This window comes from Klebsiella sp. GFKo11 (assembly GCF_056490265.1).
In genome coordinates this window covers 4,680,902-4,704,261 of the sequence record NZ_CM151369.1, presented here as the reverse complement: position 1 = coordinate 4,704,261, position 23,360 = coordinate 4,680,902, and the positions used below count along the sequence as shown (strand labels likewise).

Genomic DNA, 23,360 nt, shown 5'->3' with positions numbered 1-23,360 from the left:
TTCGTCGCCGATGATTTGAAGCGGCCTTTTTTGTGTAAGGATACATCATGAAAAAAGTAACATATCTACTCGCTCTGGTGGCTGGCGTATGGCTGCTTTCCGGCTGTCAGGGGACGCAGACAAAGACTCCCTCTCAAACGCAGCTTATTCAGGAGATGAATCAGCGCGCTGCGCAGTCGGATACCCTGACTCTTCCGCCTGATGATGCAAATAGCGAAAATCTAAGTGGTTATTTTTTTGCCTTGCAACAGGCTATTAGGGAGCACATCCCTGATTGGGAAAAATATCGCGGTGACGTCTGTACTTTGCGTATGTCTTTAAACCGTCGAGCAGAGCTGACAGGTTTGAAGGTAGAAGGCGAGCGTTCAGAGTTTTGTGCGGTGATGTACGATGCTGTATTACGTACGAAGTTTCCACCCTTTCCGAATGAACGGACATATCAAAATTTAAAAAATGCCGCGCTGGATTTTAAACCGTAAAAACGGTGGACAATATTTCGAAGCAGCTTACTCCTGACACCTTATGTGCTATAACAGCGCGCATAAAAAACATAAGGTGTTAATTAAATGAAAAATTTAAAGTTAATTGTTGGTGGCATGATCTGTGTTAGTTGTTTATTAACGTCAGTATCATTAATAGCGAGTGATAAAATAAACAGTAATGCCGTTCGTTTTGATAAAGGCAGCAACGGCACAATAATAAAAAGTACCGTGACCGGTGATGATAGTCATGATTTTACGCTGATGGCAAAAGCGGGTCAGATGATGCATATCAGCATGAAGAGCCAATGGCCGCATCCTTATTTTAACGTGATCACACCGGCTAACGAGGTGATTTATAACGGATCAATGAGCGGCGATGTTTTTGAGCAACGTCTTACTGCTGGTGGTAAATATACCGTGCGGGTTTATCAGATGGGGGGGGCGCGTGATGAAGGTAAAACCAGCACCTATGCACTGACGTTTAAAATCACGAATTAATATTTCAACTCGCAGGGCTGGGGTGAGGGTGTTATCCCCGGAGGCGGCGCGTGACGCGCCTGTCCGGGCTACCTGACCGCAGATGGTGGTGAACCCGTAGCCGGGAAGCCGCAGCGCCACCAGGGAAGTCAGACACCGAAATAAATCGCGGGTACGGCCTGCTCCCTCTCCCTTTTGAGGGAGAGATACCGTCTTGCCGGTTATCCGGCAAGTGGTATTTCAGCGTTAAATTCATGCCCGGATTTCACCACACCATAAGCCAGCTGCAGTAATTTCCTCATTCCTGCACACACTCGCTCTTTCCCTGTCTTACCCCGGGCTGCAAGCCTTTCCATCAGGTTTTTCACCACCTTATTGCATCTTCCTGCCACTACCGCTGGCATATACAGTGCGCTACGCAGCTCTGCATGGCCCACTTTCGACAGCCTGCTTTTCCCTTTCCACATCCCTGACTCACAACGACGAGGATTCAAACCAGCATACGCCACCAGTGCCTTGCTGTTGCTGAACCGTCGCAGATTTCCTGCGAACGCCAGCAGGCTCACACTCAGCATGTCTCCTATTCCGGGGATACTTTTCAGTAGCTCCCGGTCCCGCTTCAGGTCCGGGTTATCATCGATATGCCGGTTGATTTTATTGAGGGTTTCTTCAATCAGCTCATCCAGCATCGTAACGTGTTCATTCAGGGAAGGAACGATGACTTCATCTGCCGCCTCAAGGCGGTTCACCTCCATCTGACGCATCTCTTCCAGGTTACGCAGGTGGCGTACCAGAGCCGTCAGTTGTCGTTCGCTCAGCGGCGCAGGATGCCAGGGGGCCGGCTGATACAGAGCGCAGTAGCGCGCTATCAGCGCCGCGTCGCTTTTGTCCGTTTTATTGCGGGTCAGTTCAGTGTTTGCGAACGCATGGATACGTGCCGGGTTTTCAAGGCTGACGCAGCAGCCATTATCGGCCAGCAGGGTGGCCAGTTCAGTGCTGTAGCAACCTGTTGCCTCCATGCAGACGTGACAGTGACCAAAACGCGCCAGCCAGTTCAGAAATTCGCGGCATCCGGCTGGGGTATTGGCGAATTTTTTGGTTTTGTACTTCTGGTTTGGCAGCTGGACAGCAACGTCGAATTTGAGTTTGGCGATATCAACGCCGACAGGGACAAGATTCATCATGGTACTCCGTAACCTTATGAATATTATCGCCGGACCATCCTTATATGTGGGTGCTCAGGGCACAGGATACCGTTCGGTCTTGAGGCGACAGGGAAACAGGTTACCGGGGCATAATCTCTCCCGCGGGCTCAGGGGCTCCAGGGCTGGGTGATGCTCACCGGTAACCTCCCGATGATCAGTCGGGGATCTTCTCCGCCGGAACGGAGAAGGTCAAGACATAAGGGCTGGGGTGAGGGTGTTATCCCCGGAGGCGGCGCATGACGCGCCTGTCCGGGCTACAGCCCTTCGGTCACAATTTTTGCCGCTGCGGCTAATACCTCTTTGCGGCTTTTCGCATCCTGCTGTGGTTGGGTGAAATAAGTGACTAACACCAGCGGGGCATGATTTTCCGGCCAGATAACGGCGATATCATTGGTCGTGCCGTAATCACCGGCTCCGGTTTTATCTCCCACGACCCAGCTTGCAGGCAGGCCCGCACGAATGCTCTGCCCGCCGGTGGTGTTGCCTTTCAACCATGTCACTAACTGTGCGCGCTGCTGTTCACCCAGCGCATTACCCAGCGTCAGCTTGTGCAGGCTTTCGGCCATCGCCAGTGGCGTGGTGGTATCGCGTTCATCACCCGGGATCGCGGTGTTTAGCGCAGGCTCCGTACGATCAAGACGAAAAGTGACATCGCCAATGCTGCGGGCGAATGCGGTCACTTTGTCTGGTCCGCCAAGATAACCAATCATCTTATTCATCGCGGTGTTGTCGCTATATTGCAGGGTTGCGGCGCTTAATTCCGCCAGCGTCATTCCGCTCTGCAGATGTTTTTCGGTCACCGGACTCCAGACCACCAAATCTGATTTCTTAATCTCCAGCCTTTTATTCAATACTTGATTATCGACTTCGCTTTGCTTTAACACTGCGGCAGCGGCCATCACTTTACCGGTGCTGCACATGGCAAAACGTTCATCTCCGCGATATAAGATTTGAGAATTATCTGTAGTATTAATCAGCGCTACGCCCAACCTGCCGCCGGAGCTTTTTTCTAAATCAGTCAGCTTCTGCTGAATAGCATCGGCATTGGCCCATAATGAACTGCTACAGAGCAATAAAGGCAAGGCGGCGGCAATCAGGGCGGTTTTACGCCACGAACATTTAATCATCTCTGGCTCCTTGATAGTGATTAGCTGCCCGGACTATCCGCGACATCTTGTATTTTGACAAGTGGTAATTCGATGATGGAATTCCATCATTAATTCGTTATTCCTCACCCTTAGCGCCTGGGTGATGCCTCTAATTAGTTGAATCTGATGTATAATGCGGGCTTTTGAGGTTCTTTCATGGCCAGCGTTAACATTCATTGTCCTCGTTGTCAGTCTGCACAGGTCTACCGCCATGGTCAGAACCCTAAAGGCCATGACAGATTTCGCTGCCGTGACTGCCACCGCGTTTTTCAGCTCACTTACACTTATGAGGCCCGTAAGCCGGGCATTAAAGAGCTGATCACTGAAATGGCCTTCAATGGCGCCGGGGTTCGCGATACCGCCAGAACACTGAAAATTGGCATTAACACCGTCATCCGGACTTTAAAAAACTCACGCCAAAGCGAATAACGTCTTCGCCCGTTGCTCATGCTGATGTGGCGCTTATCTGCGAACTTGATGAGCAATGGAGTTTCGTTGGCAGTAAAGCCCGGCAACACTGGCTCTGGTACGCGTATAACACCAAAACAGGGGGTGTACTGGCCTACACTTTTGGTCCCCGTACCGATGAAACCTGCCGGGAACTACTGGCACTGCTTACGCCATTCAACATCGGCATGATCACCAGCGACGACTGGGGCAGCTATGGCCGGGAGGTGCCGAAGGATAAGCATCTGACCGGAAAAATATTCACCCAACGGATTGAGCGCAATAACCTGACGCTGCGCACCCGCATTAAGCGCTTGGCTCGTAAAACAATCTGCTTCTCGCGTTCAGTAGAGATCCACGAAAAAGTCATCGGGACGTTTATTGAAAAACACATGTTCTACTAATTGGAAGCATCACCAGCGCCTGCTTATAGTGTCCTCTGCGTATACCCCATAAAAACAAGGAGCCGCTATGTTCCCGTCTCAGTTACCGAAACCGCGCCATCACGCCGCGCAATCTGTCCCTGTTCTGCGCTGGGGGATTATTGGTCCTGGCTGGATTGCTGAACGCTTTGTTAAATCATTAAAAGAGCACAGCCGTCAGCAGGTTGTCGCCGTGGCCTCGCGCACGCAACAAAAGGCCGACAGTTTTGCTGCACAGTGGGCGATCCCTCAGGCTTACGCTCAGGTGGATGAGATGCTGGCGCGTCCGGATATTGATGCGGTTTATATCGCCACACCGCACAACCATCATTTCCCCGATGGGCTGCGGGTGCTAAAAGCGGGTAAACATGTGCTGATTGAGAAACCCTTTGCGCTGAACCGGCGGGAAGGGGCCGCGCTACAAGCCGAAGCGGCAAAGCGGGGCAAGTTGGCGATGGAGGCGATGTGGTGCGACTACGCGCCGAAATATGACGTGATTCGCCAACTGCTGGATGACGGCGTATTGGGCGAACTGCACACGCTGCTCGCCGATCACGGGGAGTTCTTTACGCCGGATCATCGCATTTTTAATGCCGACCTCGCCGGCGGCCCGATGATGGATCTTGGCAGCTATCTGACCTCATTTAGCGTGATGATTGGCGGCGTGCCGCAGGATATTGTTGCCCGTGGCCGTCCCGCTCAGGGCGGTGTTAATGGTCAAATTTCAATGCTTTTCAACTGGGAGAACGGCTTACAAGGATTGCTGAACACGACTTTATTCAGCAATACGCCGGGCGGCGCGGTGGTGGCCGGGCGCGATGCGACCCTGACCCTTGATGGACAGTTTTACGCGCCGGGGAATTTTACCCTCGCCGCCAGCCAGGGCGGCAATATGCTGCGCTGGGAAGAGCCGCGTAATCGCTATGACCAGCTGTTTTATCAGGCCGAGCATTTTGCCTGGTGCGTCGGGCAGGGATTAACGAATTCGCCGATTCGTCCTCTAGGCCAGGTGCTGAACAATCTCCGCGTGATGGACGAAGTGCGTCGGCAGATTGGCGTCGTGTTTAACGAAGAGCGGCGATAGCGCGGGACGGCCCCATACGCTTGCGAGCATACGGGGCTTTGTTTACGCCAGTTGTTCAACGTTAACAAATTGCCCATGTTGCAATGAAATAACGGCGGCTTCAGCGATAGCCTGCGCCTGCAAACCGTCCAGCAGCCCCGGCAGATCCGGTACGTTTTCTCCACGCAGCGACCGGACAAAAGCATCCAGATGCTGATAATACGAACCCTGGACACGGCTGAACCAGTCCGGATACAGACCGGGCTGAATGCAGCGATCTCCTTGCCACAGCGTCACGCCGCGTGATGTCTGACTGCCGGACTCTACCACGCCATCCGCTCCGAGCAGGCTAACGCGTTCATCGTAGCCGTGGCCGGTACGCCGGGTATTGTCCAGCTGTGCCAGCCCGCCGCCGCGCATTCTCAGCAGCAGAATGGAGGTGTCGACATCATCGAATCCGGCGATCTCCGGCATCGCCAGCGCGCCCCCCATGGCGGCGACGGTCGTCACTTCATCGCCGGTAAGAAAACGCAGCAGGTCAAAAAAGTGAATCGCCTGGTCGCGCATCTGGCCACCGGAGCTGCGCAGATACTCCAGCGGCGGCATAACCGATGCCCGGCACACCATCTGTACCAGCTCGATTTTGCCGATAGCTCCGGCCTCAACCTGGCGGCGCAGCTGCTGGTGGCTGGCGTCGAAGCGGCGGTTAAACCCCACGGTTACCGGCACTTTGAGCGGCAGCACTTTATTGACAACCTCACGTGCGCGAGCCAGTGAAAGATCGATGGGTTTTTCGCAGTAGACGGCTTTCCCGGCGCGCGCCGCGGTCTCCAGCAGCTCCGCGTGTGATGGGGTTGAGCTGGCGATCAGCACCGCATCAATCGCATCGCTATTGATGGCGTCAGCGACGGTGACCGCTCGCGCGCCGTAACGGAAGGCCAGCGCTTTCGCCCGCTCGGGATCGGCATCAGCCACCATAGCCAGAACGGTATGTTCATGGCGAGCAAGGCTGGCGGCGTGAACCTGGCCGATAAAACCGCTGCCTAACAGTGCAAAACGAATGCAGGTCATTTTTCTTCTCCAGCAAAAGGGATTTACCGCTGCCAAAGTAATCCGTTTGCTACACTGACCGACACGGGCGTTTTGATGGATTTCCATCATGGTGAGGGGAGCGATGAAAAGCATTTCGCTGGAGGAACTGGCTAAGCAGATTGGCGTTGGCGTGGCGACCGTTGACCGGGTGCTGAACGAACGCGGTGGCGTATCGCCGGAAACCACCCGCAGAGTGTTGCAGGCGGCTCGTGAAGCCGGGCTGAAGCGGATTTTGCCACAAGAGCGTCGCCTACCGTGGCAAATCGAAGTGATCCTCAGCGCTAATGATTCGCTTTTTTTCTCCCGCCTGACGCAGGATTTCGCCGACGTGGCGGATAGTCTTGGCTATCGTCGTCTTACGCTGCACCGCACGCTGGTGGCGGAATCAGAGCCAGAAAAACTGGCGAAAAGCATTATCCGCAGCAGTAAAAAGCGCCATGCGATCATTGTTTTTGGCAACGAACATCCGCGGGTCTACGAGGCGCTGCGTCAGTGCCGGGAGGTAAACGTGCCGGTGATTACGCTGGTCACCGACCTTCCGCAAGCGCAGAGGCTCTGTCACGTGGGGATTAATCAGCAGCAGGCGGGGCGCACCGCAGGCATGATGATGGGACTGATGGCCCATCGTTCCGGCGAAGTGCTGATGCTTAGCGGTCGCCAGGACTTCAGCGCCCATCGCTCGCGTATTCAGGGCTTTCGCGATGTGATCAGCCAGCGTTTTCCTCATCTACAACTGGGCGAGGTACTGGCGGGGGAGGATAACCGACAGCAAATCGACCGCCTGCTGGAGAAAGCCCTGAACCGCAATCGCGATGTCGTCGGCATCTACAATACCGGCCTTGGCAATACGCAGGTGGCGCAGGCTCTGGCCCGCCATCGTCGCTATGGCGAATGCTGCTGGATTACCCATGAACGATACAGCACCACCCGTGAGCAGTTGGCGCAGGGTGGAATGGCCTTGACGCTCGATCAAAACCCTCGCCAGCACGCCCAGCTGGCGGTGGAGCTGGCTCTGCGCCATCTTGAGACCGGCTATCAACCGGATGTTTTTAGCGATGGTAGGGTCGAATTTATCCTCTATAGCGCTGAAAACGTCGACTGAGCGCTCTTATTCTTCTTTTTGAACTCCCCGCAAGGCTTGTCTCACAGCGCCCCAAATCGTCGCCTGCCTCTCATTTTTTGCGCATTTATGCATCAATGTTAGATGTGTGTCAAAGTTCTGTTAACGCGCGGTTTTAAAATTTTCATTTCAGTTATTTACTTATAAAAGTTTCATATACGTTGTTAATGAAATAAATAGTCTGGAATGTTTCTTCCGTAATAAATGGACTGATGTTTTAAAAACACATTCTAAAACAACTGAATTTTGTGATTCCGATCAACAGTGAAAAATGCGCCAGCGCGCGGTCCGTTTTTTCGAAAAGCTGAAAAAGCAGGCGCTTAATGCACAATTAATGAAACTAATTTTTCATTTTATCTTACCTAACCGATGTACCTGTAAATAAAGGATCAACTATGAATATCAAGAAAACGGTTGTTGCCTCTTTGATAGCCTGCATGCTGCCAGCGGTCGTGATGGCGAAAGATATTTCGGTCGGTGTTTCCATAGCGCTATTTGATGACAACTTCCTGACGATTCTGCGCACCGCTATGCAAAAAGAGATGCAAAAAGATGGCGTTAAATCGCAGGTAGAGGACGCCAAAGGTGACGTCTCGCAGCAGCTACAGCAGGTGCAAAATTTTATTGGCCAGGGTGTCGATGTGATTATCGTCAACCCGGTCGACACCAACGCGGTGAAGCCGATTATGGACCAGGCCACCAAAGCGGGGATTCCGCTGGTCTTTGTGAACCGCCGCCCGCAGGCGCAGCTGACCGACAAAATGGCCTATGTCGGCTCTGATTCCGTGTTGGCGGGGCGCTTACAGATGGAAGCGTTAGCCAAGGCGATGAACGGTAAAGGCAACGTCGCCATTCTGCTCGGCGACCTAGCGAATGAATCGACTCGCGACCGCACCAAAGGCGTCGAAGAGGTGGTAGCCAAGTACCCGGATATCAAAATTGTGCAAAAACAGACCGCCAAATTTATGCGTAACGACGCCGTTGACGTGGTCAGCAACTGGATGACCAGCGGCGATGATATTCAGGCCATCGCGTCCAACAACGATGAAATGGCCATCGGTGCGCTGCAGGCGCTGGGTAAAAACCCGAACCACATTCTTATCGCTGGGGTGGACGGCACGCCCGATGCGCTGCAAATGCTCAAAAACGGCAAGATGATCGCCACCATTTTCCAGGATGCTAAAGGGCAGGGCGAAGGTGCAGTCGACGCCGCGGTGAAGCTGGCGAACGGCGAGAAAGTGGAAAAGATCATCGACGTTCCTTACCAACTGATCACCAAAGACAACATGGCTGAGTTTGTGAACCGCAACCAGAAATAATTGCTCAGTGGTTTGGAGGTGGACGTATGAACGCTTTTGCACTTGAAGCCGAAGGTATCAGCAAATTCTTCCCTGGCGTGAAGGCGCTCGACAATGTCTCATTACGCGTGCGCCCGGGGACGGTGCACGCGCTAATGGGCGAAAACGGCGCCGGGAAATCGACGTTAATGAAATGCCTTATCGGGATCTACCGCCCCGATAAAGGCGCGATCCGCGTCAAAGGAGAGCCGGTCCAGTTTCAGGATACGATGGACGCGCTGCGCTCCGGGATCTCGATGATCCACCAGGAGCTTAATCTGGTGCCGCATATGACGGTGGCGGAAAATATCTGGCTGGGCCGTGAGCCGATGAAATATGGCTTTGTCGATCATCGCCAGCTTACCCGCCAGACTCAGGAACTGCTGAATAAACTGAATATCCGTTTATCCGCTGACCGGCTGGTGGGGGAGTTAAGTATCGCCGCCCAGCAGATGGTGGAAATTGCCAAAGCGGTTTCCTGGAATGCGGATATTGTGATTATGGATGAGCCAACCTCGGCATTAACTGAGAGCGAAGTGGCGCACCTGTTTACGATTATTCGCGATTTGCGCCAGCAGGGAAAAGCCATTATTTACATCAGCCATAAGATGGACGAGATATTCGCGATTACCGATGAAATCAGCGTATTTCGCGATGGTACCTGGGTTGGCAGTCAAAATACCACCGAGTTTACCCGCCAGTCGCTAATTACTCAGATGGTTGGCCGGGAGCTTACCCAGCTCTTTCCCAAGTTTAATAACACCATTGGCGAAGATGTCCTGACGGTGCGCAATTTGACGCGTAAAGGGGTTTTTCACGATATCAACTTTAGCGTGCGCCGTGGTGAAATCCTTGGCGTGGCCGGGCTGGTGGGGGCCGGGCGTAGCGAAGTGATGGAGAGCCTGTTTGGCATGGAACAAGCCGATAGTGGCGAAGTGCTGATAGACGGTATGCCAGTTAATATCGATTCGCCGTCAACGGCCATCGAAAAAGGTATGGCGCTGCTCACCGAAGACCGCAAAAAGTCCGGTCTGTTTCTGGTGTTATCGGTACTGGAGAATATGAGCATCGTCAAAATGCCGGAATATATCGGTAAAACCGGCTTTGTTCAGCATCTCAAAATGGCCGAAGACTGCATGGAGCAGATCCGCCGCCTGAATATTAAAACTCCAACGATGGATCAGATTATTAATAACCTCAGCGGCGGTAATCAGCAAAAAGTGCTGATTGCCCGCTGGCTTTTAGCCCAGCCGAAAATACTGATTCTCGATGAGCCAACGCGCGGAATCGACGTGGGGGCGAAAGCGGAAATTTATCATCTGATTAGCGAACTGGCGAACCGTGGCGTGGCGGTGATTATGGTCTCTTCTGAATTACCTGAAATTCTCGGCATGAGCGACCGGGTGATGGTGATGCATGAAGGGCGTATTACCGGCATCCTTGATAAAGAAGACGCCGACCAGGAAACCATTTTGTCGTTGGCATCCCATTGAGGCACAGAGAATGAGCAATATGAAAATAACGGCGACCCCGGTCAATGATAAGCCCTCCTTCTTTGGGCAATTACGCCACCGGCTGCCGAAAGATACCGGAATATTTATCGTCATGCTGGTGATTGCCCTGACTTTTGAAATTGCCGGTTGGTACGTGCGCGACCAGTCCTTTTTAATGAATACCAACCGCCTGATATTAATTGTTCTGCAAGTGGCGATTATCGGCATTATCGCGGTGGGGGTGACCCAGGTCATTATTACCACCGGGATTGACCTCTCTTCAGGTTCGGTCATTGCCCTTGCCGCCGTGGTGGCGGCAAGCCTCGCGCAAACCTCCGACAGCCTGACGCCGATGTTCCCGTCGCTGGTCAATATGCCTGCGGTTATTCCGATTGGTGCCGGGATTGGCGTCGGCCTGCTGTGCGGATTAACCAACGGGTTTCTCGTCACCCGCACCGGTATTCCGCCGTTTATCGCCACGCTGGGGATGATGGTGTCGGCGCGCGGCCTCGCGCAGTATTACACCCAGGGCAACCCGATTAGCTTCTTATCCGACAGCTTTACCGCTATCGGCCAGGGGGCGATGCCGGTGATTATTTTCTTCGTCGTCGCCGCGGTATTTCACATTGCCCTGAAACATACCCGCTATGGCAAATACGTGTACGCCATCGGCGGCAATATGACGTCGGCAAAGGTCTCCGGTATTAACGTGAATAAGTACCTGGTGATCGTCTATACCATCGCCGGGGCGCTCTCCGGCCTCGCGGGTGTGGTGCTGGCGGCGCGCGTCAGCAGCGGGCAGTCGAGCATGGGAATGTCCTATGAGCTGGATGCGATTGCCGCAGCGGTCATTGGCGGCAGCAGCCTGATGGGCGGGGTGGGGCGCATTACCGGGACCTTAATCGGCGCGATGATCCTCGGCCTGATTAAAAGCGGGTTTACCTTTGTCGGCGTCGACGCCTACGTGCAGGATATTATCAAAGGCATCATTATCGTCGCGGCGGTGACCATCGATATGCGGCGTAACCGCAAGAAGCATTAACTCAAAGATAGCCCGCAGCGTGAATTGCTGCGGGCTGGTTGCTCGTTTACGCGCTACCCGGCTCCTGCTCATCGGCAGCAAGGCGCAAACTGTTGAGCAGCACGTTGGCCCCTTTCTCCGCCCACGCGGGCAGAATATTCTCCGCCTCGTTATGGCTAATCCCTTTCTCGCAGGGGATGAAAATCATGCTGGCGGGCGCGACCTTACTGATATAGCAGGTATCGTGACCGGCACCAGAAACCATGGTCCTGGCGCTGTAGCCCAATGCCTCTGCCGCTCGCTGGCTGCGCGCCAGGCACCCGGCGTCAAAGGCAATCGGCGCGTAATCGAAAATACGCTCGACGTTTGCCGCCACGCCGCGCTCTGCCAGCACGCCAGCTGCGCCATGCAGAGCTTGCTCCATGGCTTCCAGCGCTGCGGTTTGCGGATGACGAAACTCGACGCTGCACATCACGCGGCCCGGCACCACGTTACGTGATCCCGGGATCACCTGCGCCATGCCAATCGTCGCCCGGCCGTCGGGGTTGTGCGCGATGCCGATTTGCTCAACCGCCAGCGCCAGCTCGGCGAAAGCAGTCAACGCATCGCGGCGGCTGCCCATCGGCGTGGTTCCGGCGTGGGCGGAAAAACCCTCCAGCGTGACGTTGAACCAGCGCTGACCCATTGCCGCGTGGACGAGGCTGATATCAACGCCTTCTTCTTCCAGAATCGGCCCCTGTTCGATATGCACTTCGTAGCAGGCGTGCAGCGGGAAGGCGGCAGTCGGGCGTTCGCCGCGATAGCCGATAGCCTCCAGCGCCTCGCCGACGCTGATGCCGTCGCGATCTTCACGGGCGAGCGCATAGGCTTCGCTAAACTGTCCGGCCCAGACGCCGGATGCCAGCATTGCCGGGGCAAAGCGTGCCCCTTCTTCATTGGTCCAGTTCACCAGCACGATATCGCGTTCGGTCTCAACGCCGAGATCGTTTAGCGTGCGCAACGCCTCCAGTCCGGCCAGCACGCCGTAAATCCCGTCATAGCGGCCGCCGAGCGGCTGAGAGTCGACGTGCGAACCGGTCAGCACCGGAGCAAGCTGCGAATTTTTACCGGCGCGGCGGATAAACATATTGCCCATGCTATCGACTTCGCAGGAAAAACCGGCTTCCTGCGCCCACTGGCGCAGCAGGTCGCGCGCCTGGCGGTCCTCGTCGCTCAGCGTCAGCCGGGTTACGCCGCCCGCCGGCGTCGCGCCGATAAGGGCCATCTCGTTGAGCGTCGACCACAGACGTTCGCCGTTGACGGTTATCATGGCTGGTCCTTTTTCACGCGATAGCGGAAGTCGCAGCACTTTCCACCCTGCATAATGGTGGTGGTGCGGGTCAGCTCCACGTCCGGGGCGTAGCCGACGATAAACTTGTCGTCGCGGGCGCAGGAGAGCAGGTGGCCAATTTCGCCCAGTCCCATTTCGTGGTACATCTCGGCGTAGCGGCAGCGGTTGACGTTGTAGTTATACTGCTGGTCGTCGGCGTCCAGCACCTTGACCTCCAGGGCGTTATCTTTCTCCCACAGATACTGCAGGGCGACAAAGCTCTGGATATCCGCGCCGTTCGGCTCCTGGCTGGCAAATGCTTTTCCCGCCTCAATGGCGGCGTTTTCAATCGCTTCGCCGATAACGGCCTGGGCGCGAGCTTTACCTATCTCGCGCACCAGGATGTCGTAAATCGGCTTGATTATTTCTGCTTCAATTTTGCGGCGGGCGAGAATGCCCAGCTCATTATTATCACTCATCACATTGCCTCACTGCGTTACTTCGTTTGTGCGCCGCCGAGTACGGTTTGCGGCTGCCATTTTCCGTCGACGACTTTGTAGACGGTAAAGGTTGGCGATTTCAGGTTGCCCTCTTTATCAAAGGCGATTTGTCCGGTGACCCCGGAATAGCTAATGGCGCGCAGTGCGGGCAGATAGTCGGCCGGGTCGACGGAGTCGGCTTTTTCCATCGCTGCAACCAGCACGCGGGTGGCGTCATAGGCGAACGGCGCATGCAGCTCGATATGGGTGTGATAGCGCGACTGGTAAGCCTGCTCAAAGGCCTTACCGCCCGGCATCTGTTCGACCGGCAGTCCCGGCTCCAGCGCCACCACGCCGTCGCCCTCTTTCTGCGCCAACTGGAGGAATGTCTGGCTAACGAAGCCGCCCGCGCCCATCAGGGGGGAGTTCATGCCCAGCTGTTTAATGCGGCGAGCCAGCGGAGCGGCCTGGCTATCGACGCCGCCGAAGAAAATCAGGTCGGCGTTTTTGCTGCGGATCGCGGTCAGCACCGCGCTGAAATCGACGGTTTTGTCATCGACGTACTGGCGGTCAACGATTTTGATTCCCTGCGCTTCCAGCGACTTAATAAACTCATCCGCCAGCCCCTGACCGAAGGCGGTACGGTCATCGATAACCGCAATGCGTTTGGCCTTCAGGGTTTGCACTGCGTACTGACCGGCAAACTGGCCGCCGTCATCATCGTGGCCCATCACGCGAAAGCTGGTGTCGAAGCCCTGTTTGGTATAGGCGTGCCCGGTGGCGACCGGCGCAACCTGGGCAATGCCCGCATCGTGGTAAACCCGCGCGGCAGGAATGCTGGTGCCGGTATTCCAGTGACCGACCACGCCCGCGACGCCGCTATCGACCAGACGCTGGGCGACGGCAACGGCGGTGCGTGGGTCCGACTGATCGTCTTCCGATTGCAGCTTGAAGGTTACCACCTTGCCGCCGATGGTCGGGTGCTGCTTGTTGATATCGTCAATCGCCAGCTGCGCGCCGTTTTCCAGGTCCTTGCCGATACGTGCGGAAGGGCCGGTCAGCGGGCCTGCCAGGCCGATAATGACGGTTTCGCTGGCCGCAGACCACGCGGCGGATGAGGCAAAACCACTGAGCAGAATAGCGGCGCTGAGCGCACTGATTTTTACTGTTTTCATTGTTTTTCCCTGATGCTGGTTGGTGTGTTAAACGGGCATTTCGCCCAAATAAATCTGTGCAATACGGTCATCGGCCAGCAGCGTCTGCGACGGACCGCGCTCGACGATGCTGCCGCTGTCCATCACCCATGCGCTGTCGGTGGCCTCAAGAGCCAGGCGTGCGTTCTGCTCAATCAGCAGCAGCGCGACGCCGCGCTGACGCAGGGTGGCGATGACGCGAAAAATGTTTTCGACCATTAGCGGCGCCAGACCCATCGAGGGTTCGTCGAGGATCAGCAGACGCGGCTGGCTGAGCAGGGCGCGGTTAAGCGCCAGCAGCTGCTGTTCGCCGCCGGAGAGCAGCCCCGCCAGCTGATGCTGACGTTCGCCAAGACGCGGAAAGTTTTCGAAAATGGCGTGCATCTCCTGTTTGACCGCCGCCGCGTCGCGACGCAGCCACGCGCCCATTTGCAGGTTTTCCAGCACCGTCATGCGCGCGAAGATGCCGCGGCCTTCCGGCACCATCACCAGCCCTTCACGCAGCAGGGATTCGGCCCGGCGTTTGCGTATCGGCTTGCCGTTAAACAGAATGTCGCCGCTAAAGGGTTCCAGCCCGGTAATGGCGCGGACGGTTGAGCTTTTGCCCGCCCCGTTGGCGCCAATCAGCGTGGTCTGTTCACCCTCTTTCACGCTGAAAGAGACGTCGCGCACCGCCTGGATGCCGCCGTAATGGACGCCCAATTGGTTGACGGTTAATAAATCAGACATGGACATTGCCTCCCAGCCAGGCGGCGATCACCGCCGGATCGCGGCGTACGGTTTCCGGCGTGCCGCTGGTTAACGTTTTGCCATAATCCAGCACCATCAGGCGATCGCAGATCCCCATCACCAGCTTGACGTCGTGCTCAATCATCAGCAGCGTTTTGCCGTCATCGCGAATGCGCAGCAGTAGTTCGCCAAGGGCCATTTTCTCAGCGGCGTTCATCCCGGCAGCCGGTTCATCCAGCGCCAACAGACGCGGGTCGGTAGCCAGCGCGCGGGCAATCTCCAGACGCCGCTGGTGGCCGTAGGCGAGGTCGCAGGCGCGATAGTGGGCGAACTGCGCGATGCCGGTATAGTCCAGCCAGTGCCACGCCAGCTCGCGGGTCTGCGCCTCTTCGGCGCGAGCGCGTTTATGGCGGGAGAGCGTGGCCCATAGACCGTTGCGGGTGCGCACGTGGCGGCCCACCATCACGTTTTCCAGCACCGACATTTCGTTAAACAACCGCACGTTCTGGAAGGTGCGGGCGATGCCTGCGGCGGTGACTTTCTCAATATTCTTCGGGAAATAGGCTTCCCCGCCGATAGCGAATTCGCCGCTGTCCGCCGGGTAAAGCCCGGTAATCAGGTTAAAACAGGTGGTTTTTCCCGCGCCGTTGGGGCCGATCAGGCCGTAGATTTCACCCTCGTTGATGGTGAGCGACACGTTGTCGACTGCCGTCAGGCCGCCGAAGCGTTTCGTCATATAGCGCACGCTTAGCAGGCTCATGCTTTTGCTCCTTTATGACGTGCGGGCCAGATGCCCTGAGGACGCAGTAGCATCACCCCAACCAGCGCCAGGCCGTAAAACAGCTGGCGCAATATTTCCGGGTCAATCAGCACTTCGCCAAACAGCGCCTGCTGTACCGGCGCGGCCTGGCTACGCAGCAGCTCCGGCAGCGCGGTCAGCAGCACCGCGCCGAGGATCACCCCGGGGATATGCCCCATCCCGCCAAGTACCACCATCGCCAGCACCGCAATCGACTCCTGAAGCGTGAAGGATTCCGGCGAAACGAAGCCCTGAAATGCGCCGAACAGCGCGCCCGCCACGCCGCCAAAAGAAGCACCGATAGCGAAAGCCAGCAGCTTGTAGTTACGCAGATTGATCCCCATCGCCCGGGCGACGTCTTCATCCTCGCGGATGGCGTGCCAGGCGCGACCGATGCGCGAATGCTGTAGACGCAGGCAGACAAAAATAATCGCCACGATGACCAGCATTAGCAGGTAGTACCACAACCACAGCGCCGGGACTTTAAAACCGAACCAGTGATAGACGCCGCTAAACTTGAGGCCGAACAGGCTCAGGGTGTCGACACCGGAGATGCCTTTTGCGCCGTTAGTGATGTTGACCGGACGGTCGAGGTTGCGCATCAGGATGCGGATAATTTCGCCGAAGCCAAGAGTGACAATCGCCAGGTAGTCGCCGCGCAGCTTCAGCGTCGGCGCGCCCAGCACGATACCGCAGCCCGCCGCCACCAGCGCGGCAAGCGGAATAATTACCAGCCACGAGGTGTGCAGGCCGTCCGGGAACCAGCTATTTAAAATCGGGAACACATCCAGCAGGTGCGGCGAGGCCAGCAGCGCCGCCAGATACGCGCCGACGGCGTAGAAGGCGATAAACCCCATATCCAGCAGGCCGGTGTAGCCGACCACGATATTCAGCCCCAGCGCCAGCATGATATAGAGCAGGGCGAAGTCGATAACCCGTACCCAGTAGTTGCCGCCAAGCTGGCTGGCGACCATCGGTGCTACCAGCAGCGCGCAGACGAACAGGGTCATCCCGGACCAGTAGCGGCGGGAGACGATGGGCGTGTCGAGTTGTGCTGTTGTCATTGTTATCTCCTAGGCCCGATGCGCGACGCGTTCGCCGAGTAAACCGGCAGGGCGGAAAACCAGCACCAGAATCAGCACCATAAAGGCGAAGATATCCTGATAGTTGCTGCCGAAGACGCCGTTGGTCAGGTCGCCGAGATAGCCCGCGCCGAGTGATTCGATAAGCCCCAGCAGCAGGCCGCCGATCATCGCGCCGCGAATATTACCGATGCCGCCGAGCACCGCGGCGGTAAAGGCTTTAATGCCGGGCAGAAATCCCATTGAGAAGCTGGCATTGCCGTAGTTGCTGGCCATCATCACGCCAGCCAGCGCGGCGAATACGCCGCCAATGGCGAAAGTGAGGGCGATAATGGCGTTAGGGTTGACGCCCATCAGCGTGGCGATACGTGGGTTTTCCGCCACCGCACGCATGCCGCGTCCTAAGCGGGTGAACTCCACCAGCAGCCACAGGCCGAGCATCACCACCAGGGCCAGCGCGACGGTGACCATGCCGGTGACGGTCACGAGAGCCGGAGGATGCGCTTCGCTGCCGTGGGTCACGGCGATCGGGTCCATCGGCAGGATCTGCGGAAACATCAGCGGATTGCGCGACCAGACGATCATCGCCACGGTTTGCAGCAGAACTGAAACGCCGATCCCGGAGATCAACGGCGCCAGGCGCGGCGCGTTGCGTAGGCGACGGTAGGCAAAACGCTCGACCGCCATCGCCAGCAGGGCGCACACCGCCATGGCCAGCAGCAGCGCCAGCCCCAGCTGCGCCAGCGGCGGCAGGCCGGGAAAGTGGGTATTAAGCGCGTTCATCCCGGAGAGCGTGGTCAGCGCGCCGACCATCAGAATATCGCCGTGGGCAAAGTTAATAATGCGCAGGATGCCGTACACCATGGTGTAGCCCAGCGCAATCAGGGCGTATATGCTGCCGAGCATGACCCCGTTGATAATTTGTTGTATGAGTGTGTCCAACTGATTCTTCCGACAAGATGCTCAAATAACAGCTACCATCCAACAAATGAATTAAATTGTAAAATACGCATATATTCTTTCTTATTATAAAAGTGTGGTTAACTATCTTTATGATTTTTAATATAATTAAAGAATGTGCTGGATCTGGTAATGCGCTAAGAAAATCAACATATGAAAAAAACAGAACAATCAGAAGGGCCGGTTAGCTGGTCGGAGAGCACTTTAGTCAACGATCCGCCGCTGCGGGCGGTGCGCGCTTTTGAGGCGATTGCGCGGCTGGGCAGCGTGACCCTGGCGGCGCAGGAGCTGGCGATTTCACCCTCGGCGGTAAGCCATCAGCTGAAGGTACTGGAAGGTTATTTGCAGATCCCGCTCACCGAACGCCAGGGGCGGCGGCTGACCCTCAGCCAGCAGGGGCGGGAGTATTATCGCTCGATCCGCGCGGCGTTTAACGTGCTGCGCCAGGCCACTGAGCATCTGGTCGATCAGGTGCAAACCCAGCAGGTGACGATCAGCCTGATCCCGCTGTTTGGCATGGGCTGGTTTATTCCCCGTCTGCCGTCGTTCGTGCATGCCAATCCGAACACTGAAATCAACGTGGTTTACGCCAACCACCGTAACTACCTTAGCGACGCCTCCGATATGTCGATCCGCTTTGGCAACGGCCACTGGGTGGGTTATCAGAGCGAAAAGCTGATTTCCGGCAGAATGGTGCCGGTATGCAGCCAGGCCTTTTTGCGCCTGCATGGGCATATTGATACCCCGGAGCAGCTATTGCAGATGCCGCTGCTGCACGACGAGGAGCGCGCGACCTGGAACCAGTGGTTTGTGCAGCAGGGGGTAAAGCGTCCACCGCGCTCGACGGGGCCATTATTTGAGGATGGCCTGCTGACTCTTGCGGGCGTACAGGCCGGACTGGGCTGCGCTCTGATGCGCGAGCCGCTGATCGCCCCCTATCTGAAGAGCGGCGAGCTGGTGAAAATCTTCGATTCGGCGATAGATGATGGCCGGGATTACTACCTCTGCGTACGTCAGGATAGCGATATGACGCCTAACGCTAAGCTATTGCAGAGCTGGCTGCGTCAGCAGGCTCTCGGTTGATATTTACTTAAGAATTTACTCAATCAAGATCACATTTTTACCCGCTGGTGATTGAAATACAGCAAAGCCGCTTAGATAATCCGCCGAAATAACCCATTTTTATGATGGCGTGCTACTGCGAAAGCAGGCAAGACCAAAATAGGAATGCTCTCCCGTTAAGGGGAGCGTCTCCGTTTTGGTCTTTTTTTTTGCCTCAACACCAGGGAACACTATGAACTATAACGAAACAGCAGACAAAATCCTCCACGCGGTGGGCGGTGCGGAGAATATCCGAATGCTCACCCATTGCGCGACCCGCTTGCGTATGGAGTTCAACGACCGCGCAAAGGTTAACGATGCGCAGATTGGCACTATCCCCGGCGTGATAAGCGTGGTGGAGAAGGGCGGCCAGTTCCAGATTGTGATTGGCAATGAGGTGCAGCAGGTTTATCGCCTGCTTAATAAGGCGCTACCGGAGAAGAAAAGTCCGGCAAGCGGCGACAAAAACGCCAAACCGACCGGCATTTTCGCACGCATTATCAGCGTTATTTCGACCACCTTCACCCCGGTGATCCCGGCGATTACCGGCGCGGGGATGATCAAGGCGCTGCTGGCCATTCTCAAGCTAACCGGCGTGATTAGCGAAACCAGTTCGACGTATCAGTTGCTCAACATTATTGCCGATGCTGCGTTCTTCTTCCTGCCGGTGCTGCTGGCCTACGGGGCGTCTCTGAAGTTCGAATGTAACCCCATTCTGGCGATGACCCTTGCGGGCGTGCTGCTGCACCCGGGCATCGGCCAGATGATGGCTGCCGGTAAAGCGGTCGATTTTGCCGGCATCAACGTTCTGCTTTCCGATTACGCCGGATCGGTGCTGCCGATTATTCTGACGGTGTGGCTGATGTCGTGGGTAGAGCGCTTTGCCGAAAAGGTCTCACCCTCGATTATCAAATTCTTCGTTAAGCCGATGCTGATTCTGTTGATCACCGCGCCGCTGGCGCTGGTGGTTGTCGGCCCGGCGGGCATTTTGCTTAACGATCTGGTCGCCACAGGCGCGGGCGCAATCGACCGCCACGCCAGCTGGTTGATCCCGATGCTGATGGGAACCCTGCAACCCTTCCTGATTATTACCGGCACCGCCTGGGCGATGACGCCAATCGCCACCGGACAGCTGAGTAAAAGCGGTTACGAGATGATTAACGGACCGGGGATGCTGGCGTCAAACGTGGCGATGGGCGCGGCGACGCTGTGCGTGGCGCTGAAAACCAAAAATAGCAACCTGCGCCAGTTGGCTTCGTCATCGGGCTTTACCGCGCTGCTGGGGATCACCGAACCGGCGCTGTACGGGGTGCTGCTTAAGTTTCGCCGCGTGCTGATTGCCGCGATGATCGGCGGCGGCTGCGCCGGGGTTTATGCCGGGGTGAGCGGGCTGGTGCGCTACGCGTTTGTCTCGCCAGGCCTCGCGGCGCTGCCGGCGTTTATCGGCGAAAACCCGATGAACATCGTCCATGCGCTGGTGACCTGCGCGATTTCTATCGTGGTGACCTTTACCCTGACCTGGTTTATCGCCTTTAAAGATACGCCTGAGGATCAAGAAGAGGTCAGCGAGGCGCCGCAGCCTGTCGTTAGCCCGAAAATGGAGGGTGAGATTGAAGTGCTCAGCCCGCTGCGCGGTCAGGTGGTGGCATTGAGTGAAGTGAATGATGATGTTTTTTCCGGCGGTTTGCTGGGTGAGGGCCTGGCGATTCGTCCACAGGAAGGGGTACTGCGCGCGCCGTTTAGCGGCACGGTGATGATGTTCCTGCCATCGTGTCACGCGGTGGGTCTGCAAAGCGAAAGTGGGCTTGAGCTGCTTATCCATATTGGTATCGACACGGTTAATCTTAACGGCCAGCACTTTAGCTCCGTGCTGAAAGTGGGCGATAAGGTGGAAGCCGGGCAAGAGCTGATCCGCTTTGATATTCCCGCTATCGAACAGGCCGGGTATGACCTGATTACTCCGGTGATTGTGGTCAACGGTGACGAGCAGCATTCACTGCGCCTGACCGCCGCCGCGCAGGTCGATTACGGCGAACAGCTGATGGTGCAATCCACTAAGGAGGCGCAGGCATGATTTATCAAAACAAAGCGCAGTTCCCGGACGGTTTTTTGTGGGGGGCGTCCACCTCAGCCTATCAGGTCGAGGGCGCGTGGAATGAAGACGGTAAAGGACCGTCGGTGGTCGATATGCTCAGCCACCCGCCGGGAACGGCGGACTTTCGTATCGCCAGCGACCACTATCATCGCGTAGAAGAGGACGTCGCGCTGATGGCGCAAATGGGGCTGAAGGCCTATCGCTTTTCGGTGGCCTGGTCGCGGGTCATCCCGGACGGCGACGGCGCGGTGAATTCAGCCGGGCTGGCCTTTTATCATCGCCTGATTGACGCCCTGACGCGCCACGGCATTACGCCGATTGTCACTCTGTACCACTTCGACCTGCCCTGGGCGCTGGAGCTAAAAGGCGGCTGGCTAAACCGCAAAACCGGGGAGGCGTTTGTGCGCTATGCCCGGCTGCTGTTCAGCGAGTTTGCCGATAAAGTCCCGCTGTGGCTGACGATTAACGAGCAGAACACCATGATCCTGCACCCCGGCGCGATTGGCGTGCCTGCGGATCGTGAGCTGCCGGACAAGAAAGCGCTGTATCAGCAGAATCACCATATGATGCTGGCCCAGGCGCAGATCTTCGCCCTGTGCCACCGCGAGTTTCCCGGGCTGCGCATCGGCCCGGCGATTAATACCACTTCGATGTATGCCGAAAGCTGCAAGCCGGAAGATGCCATCGCCGCGCATAACTGGGAAACGCTGCGCTGCTGGAGCTTTTTGGATGTGGCGGTGCATGGCCGCTACAACGCCCTGGCGTGGGCGTATTTACAGGATCGCGGCCTAGCGCCGGAAATGCAGCCAGAAGATGCGTTGATTTTGCAGCAGGGGCGGCCGGATTTTATCGCCATTAACTACTACTCCACCGCGACGATTGCCGCCAGTCGGGGCGACGGCGCGGACGTTGCCCCGCGCGCGGGCGATCAGCAAATTATGCTGGGCGAAGAGGGGGTTTATCGGCCAGCGGAAAATCCGTGGGTGGGCAAAACGCCTTACGGCTGGGTGGTCGACCCGGTGGGGCTACGCCTGACGCTGCGTAAAGTGTGCGAGCGCTACGGCCTGCCGATTCTGATCAGCGAAAACGGCATGGGCGCGCCGGATAAGCTGGAGCATGACGGGACGGTGAATGATGATTATCGTATCGCGTTCTTACAGGCGCATATTGAACAAATGCGCCTGGCGATTGCCGATGGCGTCGAGCTGATGGGCTACTGCCCGTGGGCGGCGATTGACGTGGTCAGCACGCATCAGGGCTATGCCAAGCGCTACGGTTTTATCTACGTTGATCGCGGCGAGGACGACCTGAAGAGTCTGCAAAGGATCCGCAAACGCAGCTTCTGGTGGTATAAGGATGTCATTACGCAAAACGGTAACCACGACGAGTCTCAGTGATGATTGTTCAGAAGGTGCTCAATAATAGTCTGGTGCTCTCCATGGATGACGATAACCGGGAGGTTATCGTCATGGGGAAAGGCATTGGCTTCAACAGCCGACCGGGGGATGAGATTGCCCCGCAGATGATAGAGAAGCTGTTTGTGACCCAGACGCTCGGCGTGCGCAGCGGTTATCTTGAAGCGCTCTCCACCATTCCGGATGAGGTCATCGAAATGGCGGCGATGATTATTTCCCGCGCCAATATGCAGCTTGCCAGTAAGGTTCGCGAGCAGATTTTCTTTACCCTCGCCGACCACCTGACGTTTGCTATTGAACGCAGTCGCAAAGGGATCGCCATTCAAAACCGCCTGCTGCCGGAAGTCAGGCGTTTTTATCCGCAGCAGTTCCGCGTCGCCAGCGAAGCGGTGACGATAATTCGCCAGCAGTACGGGATTGAACTACCGGAAGAGGAAGCCGGGAATATCGCGTTTCATCTGGTGAACGGCCAGAGCGAGGGCGACGACGTGGCGCAGACCATGCAGTCGGTGAAAATGCTGAAGGATATTTTTAATCTTGTGCAGTACCATTTTAAGCAGCAGATAGACACCGAATCGATTAACTACTCGCGCTTTCTGGTCCATATGCAGTTCTTCCTCCAGCGTCTGCAAGAGGGGGAGCTGGACGGCGCGCGGGACAGTTTTCTGCTGGTGCAGGTGATTAAGGAGTATCCGGAAGCCTACCGCTGCGCGCTGCTGATCCGCGATTACGTTAAGGCCCAGCTCGATATCACCCTCGGCGGCAACGAGCTGCTATGGCTCACCGTGCACCTGGTGCGAATCAGCGGGCTGGATGCGTGAGTGTGTTCTATTAATAGGGCGTAAATACTGGGTATGTTCCATAAATGAGACGACGAAAGTCGTCGCAGAT

At 56.4% G+C, this 23,360-nt stretch carries 22 protein-coding genes; 12 read left to right on the top strand and 10 right to left on the bottom strand.

All coding sequences use genetic code 11. From position 1 onward, the window contains the following. The first annotated feature begins 47 nt into the window (after nt 1–47). Nucleotides 48–479, top strand: a complete 432-nt coding sequence (locus tag AC07P6_RS22710) for a cell envelope integrity TolA C-terminal domain-containing protein (RefSeq protein ID WP_478314785.1) — start codon at nt 48–50, stop codon at nt 477–479. An 87-nt stretch (nt 480–566) separates the two neighbouring features. After that, on the top strand, nt 567–980 hold the full coding sequence (locus AC07P6_RS22705; RefSeq protein ID WP_478314784.1) for a DNA breaking-rejoining protein: 414 nt from the start codon (nt 567–569) through the stop codon (nt 978–980). 200 nt (nt 981–1,180) lie between these two features. Here the strand turns inward: AC07P6_RS22705 and AC07P6_RS22700 are convergent, their stop codons facing one another. Then, nucleotides 1,181–2,143, bottom strand: coding sequence for an IS110 family RNA-guided transposase (locus AC07P6_RS22700; protein WP_304255689.1), 963 nt, complete (start codon nt 2,141–2,143; stop codon nt 1,181–1,183). A 275-nt stretch (nt 2,144–2,418) separates the two neighbouring features. Continuing rightward, nucleotides 2,419–3,291: an extended-spectrum class A beta-lactamase OXY-8-7 gene (locus AC07P6_RS22695; RefSeq protein ID WP_304256778.1), complete on the bottom strand. Its 873-nt coding sequence runs from the start codon at nt 3,289–3,291 to the stop codon at nt 2,419–2,421. Nucleotides 3,292–3,468: 177 nt separating this feature from the next. Between AC07P6_RS22695 and AC07P6_RS22690 the strand changes: the two genes are divergently transcribed. Continuing rightward, nucleotides 3,469–4,163, top strand: a protein-coding gene (locus tag AC07P6_RS22690; RefSeq protein ID WP_087786203.1) for an IS1-like element IS1N family transposase whose coding sequence is annotated in 2 segments (ribosomal slippage) — nt 3,469–3,715 and nt 3,715–4,163 — 696 coding nt in all. Because the reading frame shifts where the segments join, the coding sequence is not laid out codon by codon here. Between the two features lie 67 nt (nt 4,164–4,230). Next, entirely contained in the window at nt 4,231–5,265 is a 1,035-nt protein-coding gene (locus tag AC07P6_RS22685; protein WP_478314783.1) for a Gfo/Idh/MocA family protein, read from the top strand. 42 nt (nt 5,266–5,307) lie between these two features. Here AC07P6_RS22685 and AC07P6_RS22680 read toward each other — a convergent pair whose 3' ends face one another. After that, the gene (locus tag AC07P6_RS22680) at nt 5,308–6,315 is read right to left on the bottom strand and encodes a Gfo/Idh/MocA family oxidoreductase (RefSeq protein WP_478314782.1); all 1,008 of its coding nucleotides are present in this window, start codon (nt 6,313–6,315) and stop codon (nt 5,308–5,310) included. Nucleotides 6,316–6,418: 103 nt separating this feature from the next. Here AC07P6_RS22680 and AC07P6_RS22675 point away from each other — a divergent pair, with 103 nt between their 5' ends. From AC07P6_RS22675 to AC07P6_RS22660, 4 genes are all read left to right on the top strand, one after another. Then, entirely contained in the window at nt 6,419–7,438 is a 1,020-nt protein-coding gene (locus tag AC07P6_RS22675; protein WP_478314781.1) for a LacI family DNA-binding transcriptional regulator, read from the top strand. Nucleotides 7,439–7,851: 413 nt separating this feature from the next. After that, entirely contained in the window at nt 7,852–8,775 is a 924-nt protein-coding gene (locus AC07P6_RS22670; protein ID WP_478314780.1) for a sugar ABC transporter substrate-binding protein, read from the top strand. Nucleotides 8,776–8,801: 26 nt separating this feature from the next. Then, nucleotides 8,802–10,286, top strand: coding sequence for a sugar ABC transporter ATP-binding protein (locus AC07P6_RS22665; RefSeq protein WP_181483190.1), 1,485 nt, complete (start codon nt 8,802–8,804; stop codon nt 10,284–10,286). Nucleotides 10,287–10,305: 19 nt separating this feature from the next. Then, nucleotides 10,306–11,328: an ABC transporter permease gene (locus AC07P6_RS22660; RefSeq protein ID WP_180349565.1), complete on the top strand. Its 1,023-nt coding sequence runs from the start codon at nt 10,306–10,308 to the stop codon at nt 11,326–11,328. 46 nt (nt 11,329–11,374) lie between these two features. Here the strand turns inward: AC07P6_RS22660 and AC07P6_RS22655 are convergent, their stop codons facing one another. Genes AC07P6_RS22655 through AC07P6_RS22625 form a run of 7 tightly spaced genes read right to left on the bottom strand, consistent with a single transcriptional unit; the run spans nt 11,375 to nt 17,804 of the window. Then, complete coding sequence (locus AC07P6_RS22655) at nt 11,375–12,616, bottom strand: Zn-dependent hydrolase (RefSeq protein WP_478314779.1); 1,242 nt, start codon at nt 12,614–12,616, stop codon at nt 11,375–11,377. Further along, nucleotides 12,613–13,095: an L-2-amino-thiazoline-4-carboxylic acid hydrolase gene (locus AC07P6_RS22650; protein WP_139538534.1), complete on the bottom strand. Its 483-nt coding sequence runs from the start codon at nt 13,093–13,095 to the stop codon at nt 12,613–12,615. Before AC07P6_RS22650 ends, AC07P6_RS22655 begins: the two co-directional genes overlap by 4 nt. 17 nt (nt 13,096–13,112) lie before the next feature. After that, nucleotides 13,113–14,270, bottom strand: coding sequence for a branched-chain amino acid ABC transporter substrate-binding protein (locus AC07P6_RS22645; RefSeq protein ID WP_478314778.1), 1,158 nt, complete (start codon nt 14,268–14,270; stop codon nt 13,113–13,115). A gap of 27 nt (nt 14,271–14,297) precedes the next feature. Then, complete coding sequence (locus AC07P6_RS22640; protein ID WP_478314777.1) at nt 14,298–15,017, bottom strand: ABC transporter ATP-binding protein; 720 nt, start codon at nt 15,015–15,017, stop codon at nt 14,298–14,300. Next, a complete protein-coding gene (locus tag AC07P6_RS22635; RefSeq protein WP_478314776.1) occupies nt 15,010–15,777 on the bottom strand; it encodes an ABC transporter ATP-binding protein in 768 nt (255 codons plus the stop codon). The genes AC07P6_RS22640 and AC07P6_RS22635 overlap by 8 nt, the downstream gene beginning before the upstream one ends. Further along, nucleotides 15,774–16,880 (bottom strand): branched-chain amino acid ABC transporter permease, encoded by a 1,107-nt coding sequence (locus AC07P6_RS22630; protein WP_478314775.1) that lies wholly within the window; start codon nt 16,878–16,880, stop codon nt 15,774–15,776. Before AC07P6_RS22630 ends, AC07P6_RS22635 begins: the two co-directional genes overlap by 4 nt. 9 nt (nt 16,881–16,889) lie before the next feature. Then, nucleotides 16,890–17,804, bottom strand: a complete 915-nt coding sequence (locus AC07P6_RS22625; protein ID WP_478317069.1) for a branched-chain amino acid ABC transporter permease — start codon at nt 17,802–17,804, stop codon at nt 16,890–16,892. Between the two features lie 207 nt (nt 17,805–18,011). On the opposite strand from AC07P6_RS22625, the gene AC07P6_RS22620 reads away from it, so the two are divergent. The 4 genes from AC07P6_RS22620 to licT all read left to right on the top strand — a co-directional run bounded on the left by AC07P6_RS22620 (nt 18,012) and on the right by licT (nt 23,290). Then, a complete protein-coding gene (locus tag AC07P6_RS22620; protein WP_478314774.1) occupies nt 18,012–18,941 on the top strand; it encodes a LysR substrate-binding domain-containing protein in 930 nt (309 codons plus the stop codon). Between the two features lie 211 nt (nt 18,942–19,152). Next, on the top strand, nt 19,153–21,033 hold the full coding sequence (locus tag AC07P6_RS22615; protein WP_478314773.1) for a beta-glucoside-specific PTS transporter subunit IIABC: 1,881 nt from the start codon (nt 19,153–19,155) through the stop codon (nt 21,031–21,033). Next, nucleotides 21,030–22,451 (top strand): glycoside hydrolase family 1 protein, encoded by a 1,422-nt coding sequence (locus AC07P6_RS22610; protein WP_478314772.1) that lies wholly within the window; start codon nt 21,030–21,032, stop codon nt 22,449–22,451. The genes AC07P6_RS22615 and AC07P6_RS22610 overlap by 4 nt, the downstream gene beginning before the upstream one ends. After that, nucleotides 22,451–23,290, top strand: a complete 840-nt coding sequence (gene licT, locus AC07P6_RS22605) for a BglG family transcription antiterminator LicT (protein ID WP_182237090.1) — start codon at nt 22,451–22,453, stop codon at nt 23,288–23,290. Before AC07P6_RS22610 ends, licT begins: the two co-directional genes overlap by 1 nt. Nucleotides 23,291–23,360 lie beyond the last annotated feature (70 nt).

Excerpts from the sequence above, each read along its gene's own strand:
- AC07P6_RS22710 (WP_478314785.1), top strand. The coding sequence starts at position 48 with ATGAAAAAAGTAACATATCTACTCGCTCTGGTGGCTGGCGTATGGCTG.
- AC07P6_RS22705 (WP_478314784.1), top strand. The coding sequence starts at position 567 with ATGAAAAATTTAAAGTTAATTGTTGGTGGCATGATCTGTGTTAGTTGT.
- AC07P6_RS22700 (WP_304255689.1), bottom strand. The coding sequence starts at position 2,143 with ATGATGAATCTTGTCCCTGTCGGCGTTGATATCGCCAAACTCAAATTC.
- AC07P6_RS22695 (WP_304256778.1), bottom strand. The coding sequence starts at position 3,291 with ATGATTAAATGTTCGTGGCGTAAAACCGCCCTGATTGCCGCCGCCTTG.
- AC07P6_RS22685 (WP_478314783.1), top strand. The coding sequence starts at position 4,231 with ATGTTCCCGTCTCAGTTACCGAAACCGCGCCATCACGCCGCGCAATCT.
- AC07P6_RS22680 (WP_478314782.1), bottom strand. The coding sequence starts at position 6,315 with ATGACCTGCATTCGTTTTGCACTGTTAGGCAGCGGTTTTATCGGCCAG.
- AC07P6_RS22675 (WP_478314781.1), top strand. The coding sequence starts at position 6,419 with ATGAAAAGCATTTCGCTGGAGGAACTGGCTAAGCAGATTGGCGTTGGC.
- AC07P6_RS22670 (WP_478314780.1), top strand. The coding sequence starts at position 7,852 with ATGAATATCAAGAAAACGGTTGTTGCCTCTTTGATAGCCTGCATGCTG.
- AC07P6_RS22665 (WP_181483190.1), top strand. The coding sequence starts at position 8,802 with ATGAACGCTTTTGCACTTGAAGCCGAAGGTATCAGCAAATTCTTCCCT.
- AC07P6_RS22660 (WP_180349565.1), top strand. The coding sequence starts at position 10,306 with ATGAAAATAACGGCGACCCCGGTCAATGATAAGCCCTCCTTCTTTGGG.
- AC07P6_RS22655 (WP_478314779.1), bottom strand. The coding sequence starts at position 12,616 with ATGATAACCGTCAACGGCGAACGTCTGTGGTCGACGCTCAACGAGATG.
- AC07P6_RS22650 (WP_139538534.1), bottom strand. The coding sequence starts at position 13,095 with ATGAGTGATAATAATGAGCTGGGCATTCTCGCCCGCCGCAAAATTGAA.
- AC07P6_RS22645 (WP_478314778.1), bottom strand. The coding sequence starts at position 14,270 with ATGAAAACAGTAAAAATCAGTGCGCTCAGCGCCGCTATTCTGCTCAGT.
- AC07P6_RS22640 (WP_478314777.1), bottom strand. The coding sequence starts at position 15,017 with ATGTCTGATTTATTAACCGTCAACCAATTGGGCGTCCATTACGGCGGC.
- AC07P6_RS22635 (WP_478314776.1), bottom strand. The coding sequence starts at position 15,777 with ATGAGCCTGCTAAGCGTGCGCTATATGACGAAACGCTTCGGCGGCCTG.
- AC07P6_RS22630 (WP_478314775.1), bottom strand. The coding sequence starts at position 16,880 with ATGACAACAGCACAACTCGACACGCCCATCGTCTCCCGCCGCTACTGG.
- AC07P6_RS22625 (WP_478317069.1), bottom strand. The coding sequence starts at position 17,804 with ATGCTCGGCAGCATATACGCCCTGATTGCGCTGGGCTACACCATGGTG.
- AC07P6_RS22620 (WP_478314774.1), top strand. The coding sequence starts at position 18,012 with ATGAAAAAAACAGAACAATCAGAAGGGCCGGTTAGCTGGTCGGAGAGC.
- AC07P6_RS22615 (WP_478314773.1), top strand. The coding sequence starts at position 19,153 with ATGAACTATAACGAAACAGCAGACAAAATCCTCCACGCGGTGGGCGGT.
- AC07P6_RS22610 (WP_478314772.1), top strand. The coding sequence starts at position 21,030 with ATGATTTATCAAAACAAAGCGCAGTTCCCGGACGGTTTTTTGTGGGGG.
- licT (WP_182237090.1), top strand. The coding sequence starts at position 22,451 with ATGATTGTTCAGAAGGTGCTCAATAATAGTCTGGTGCTCTCCATGGAT.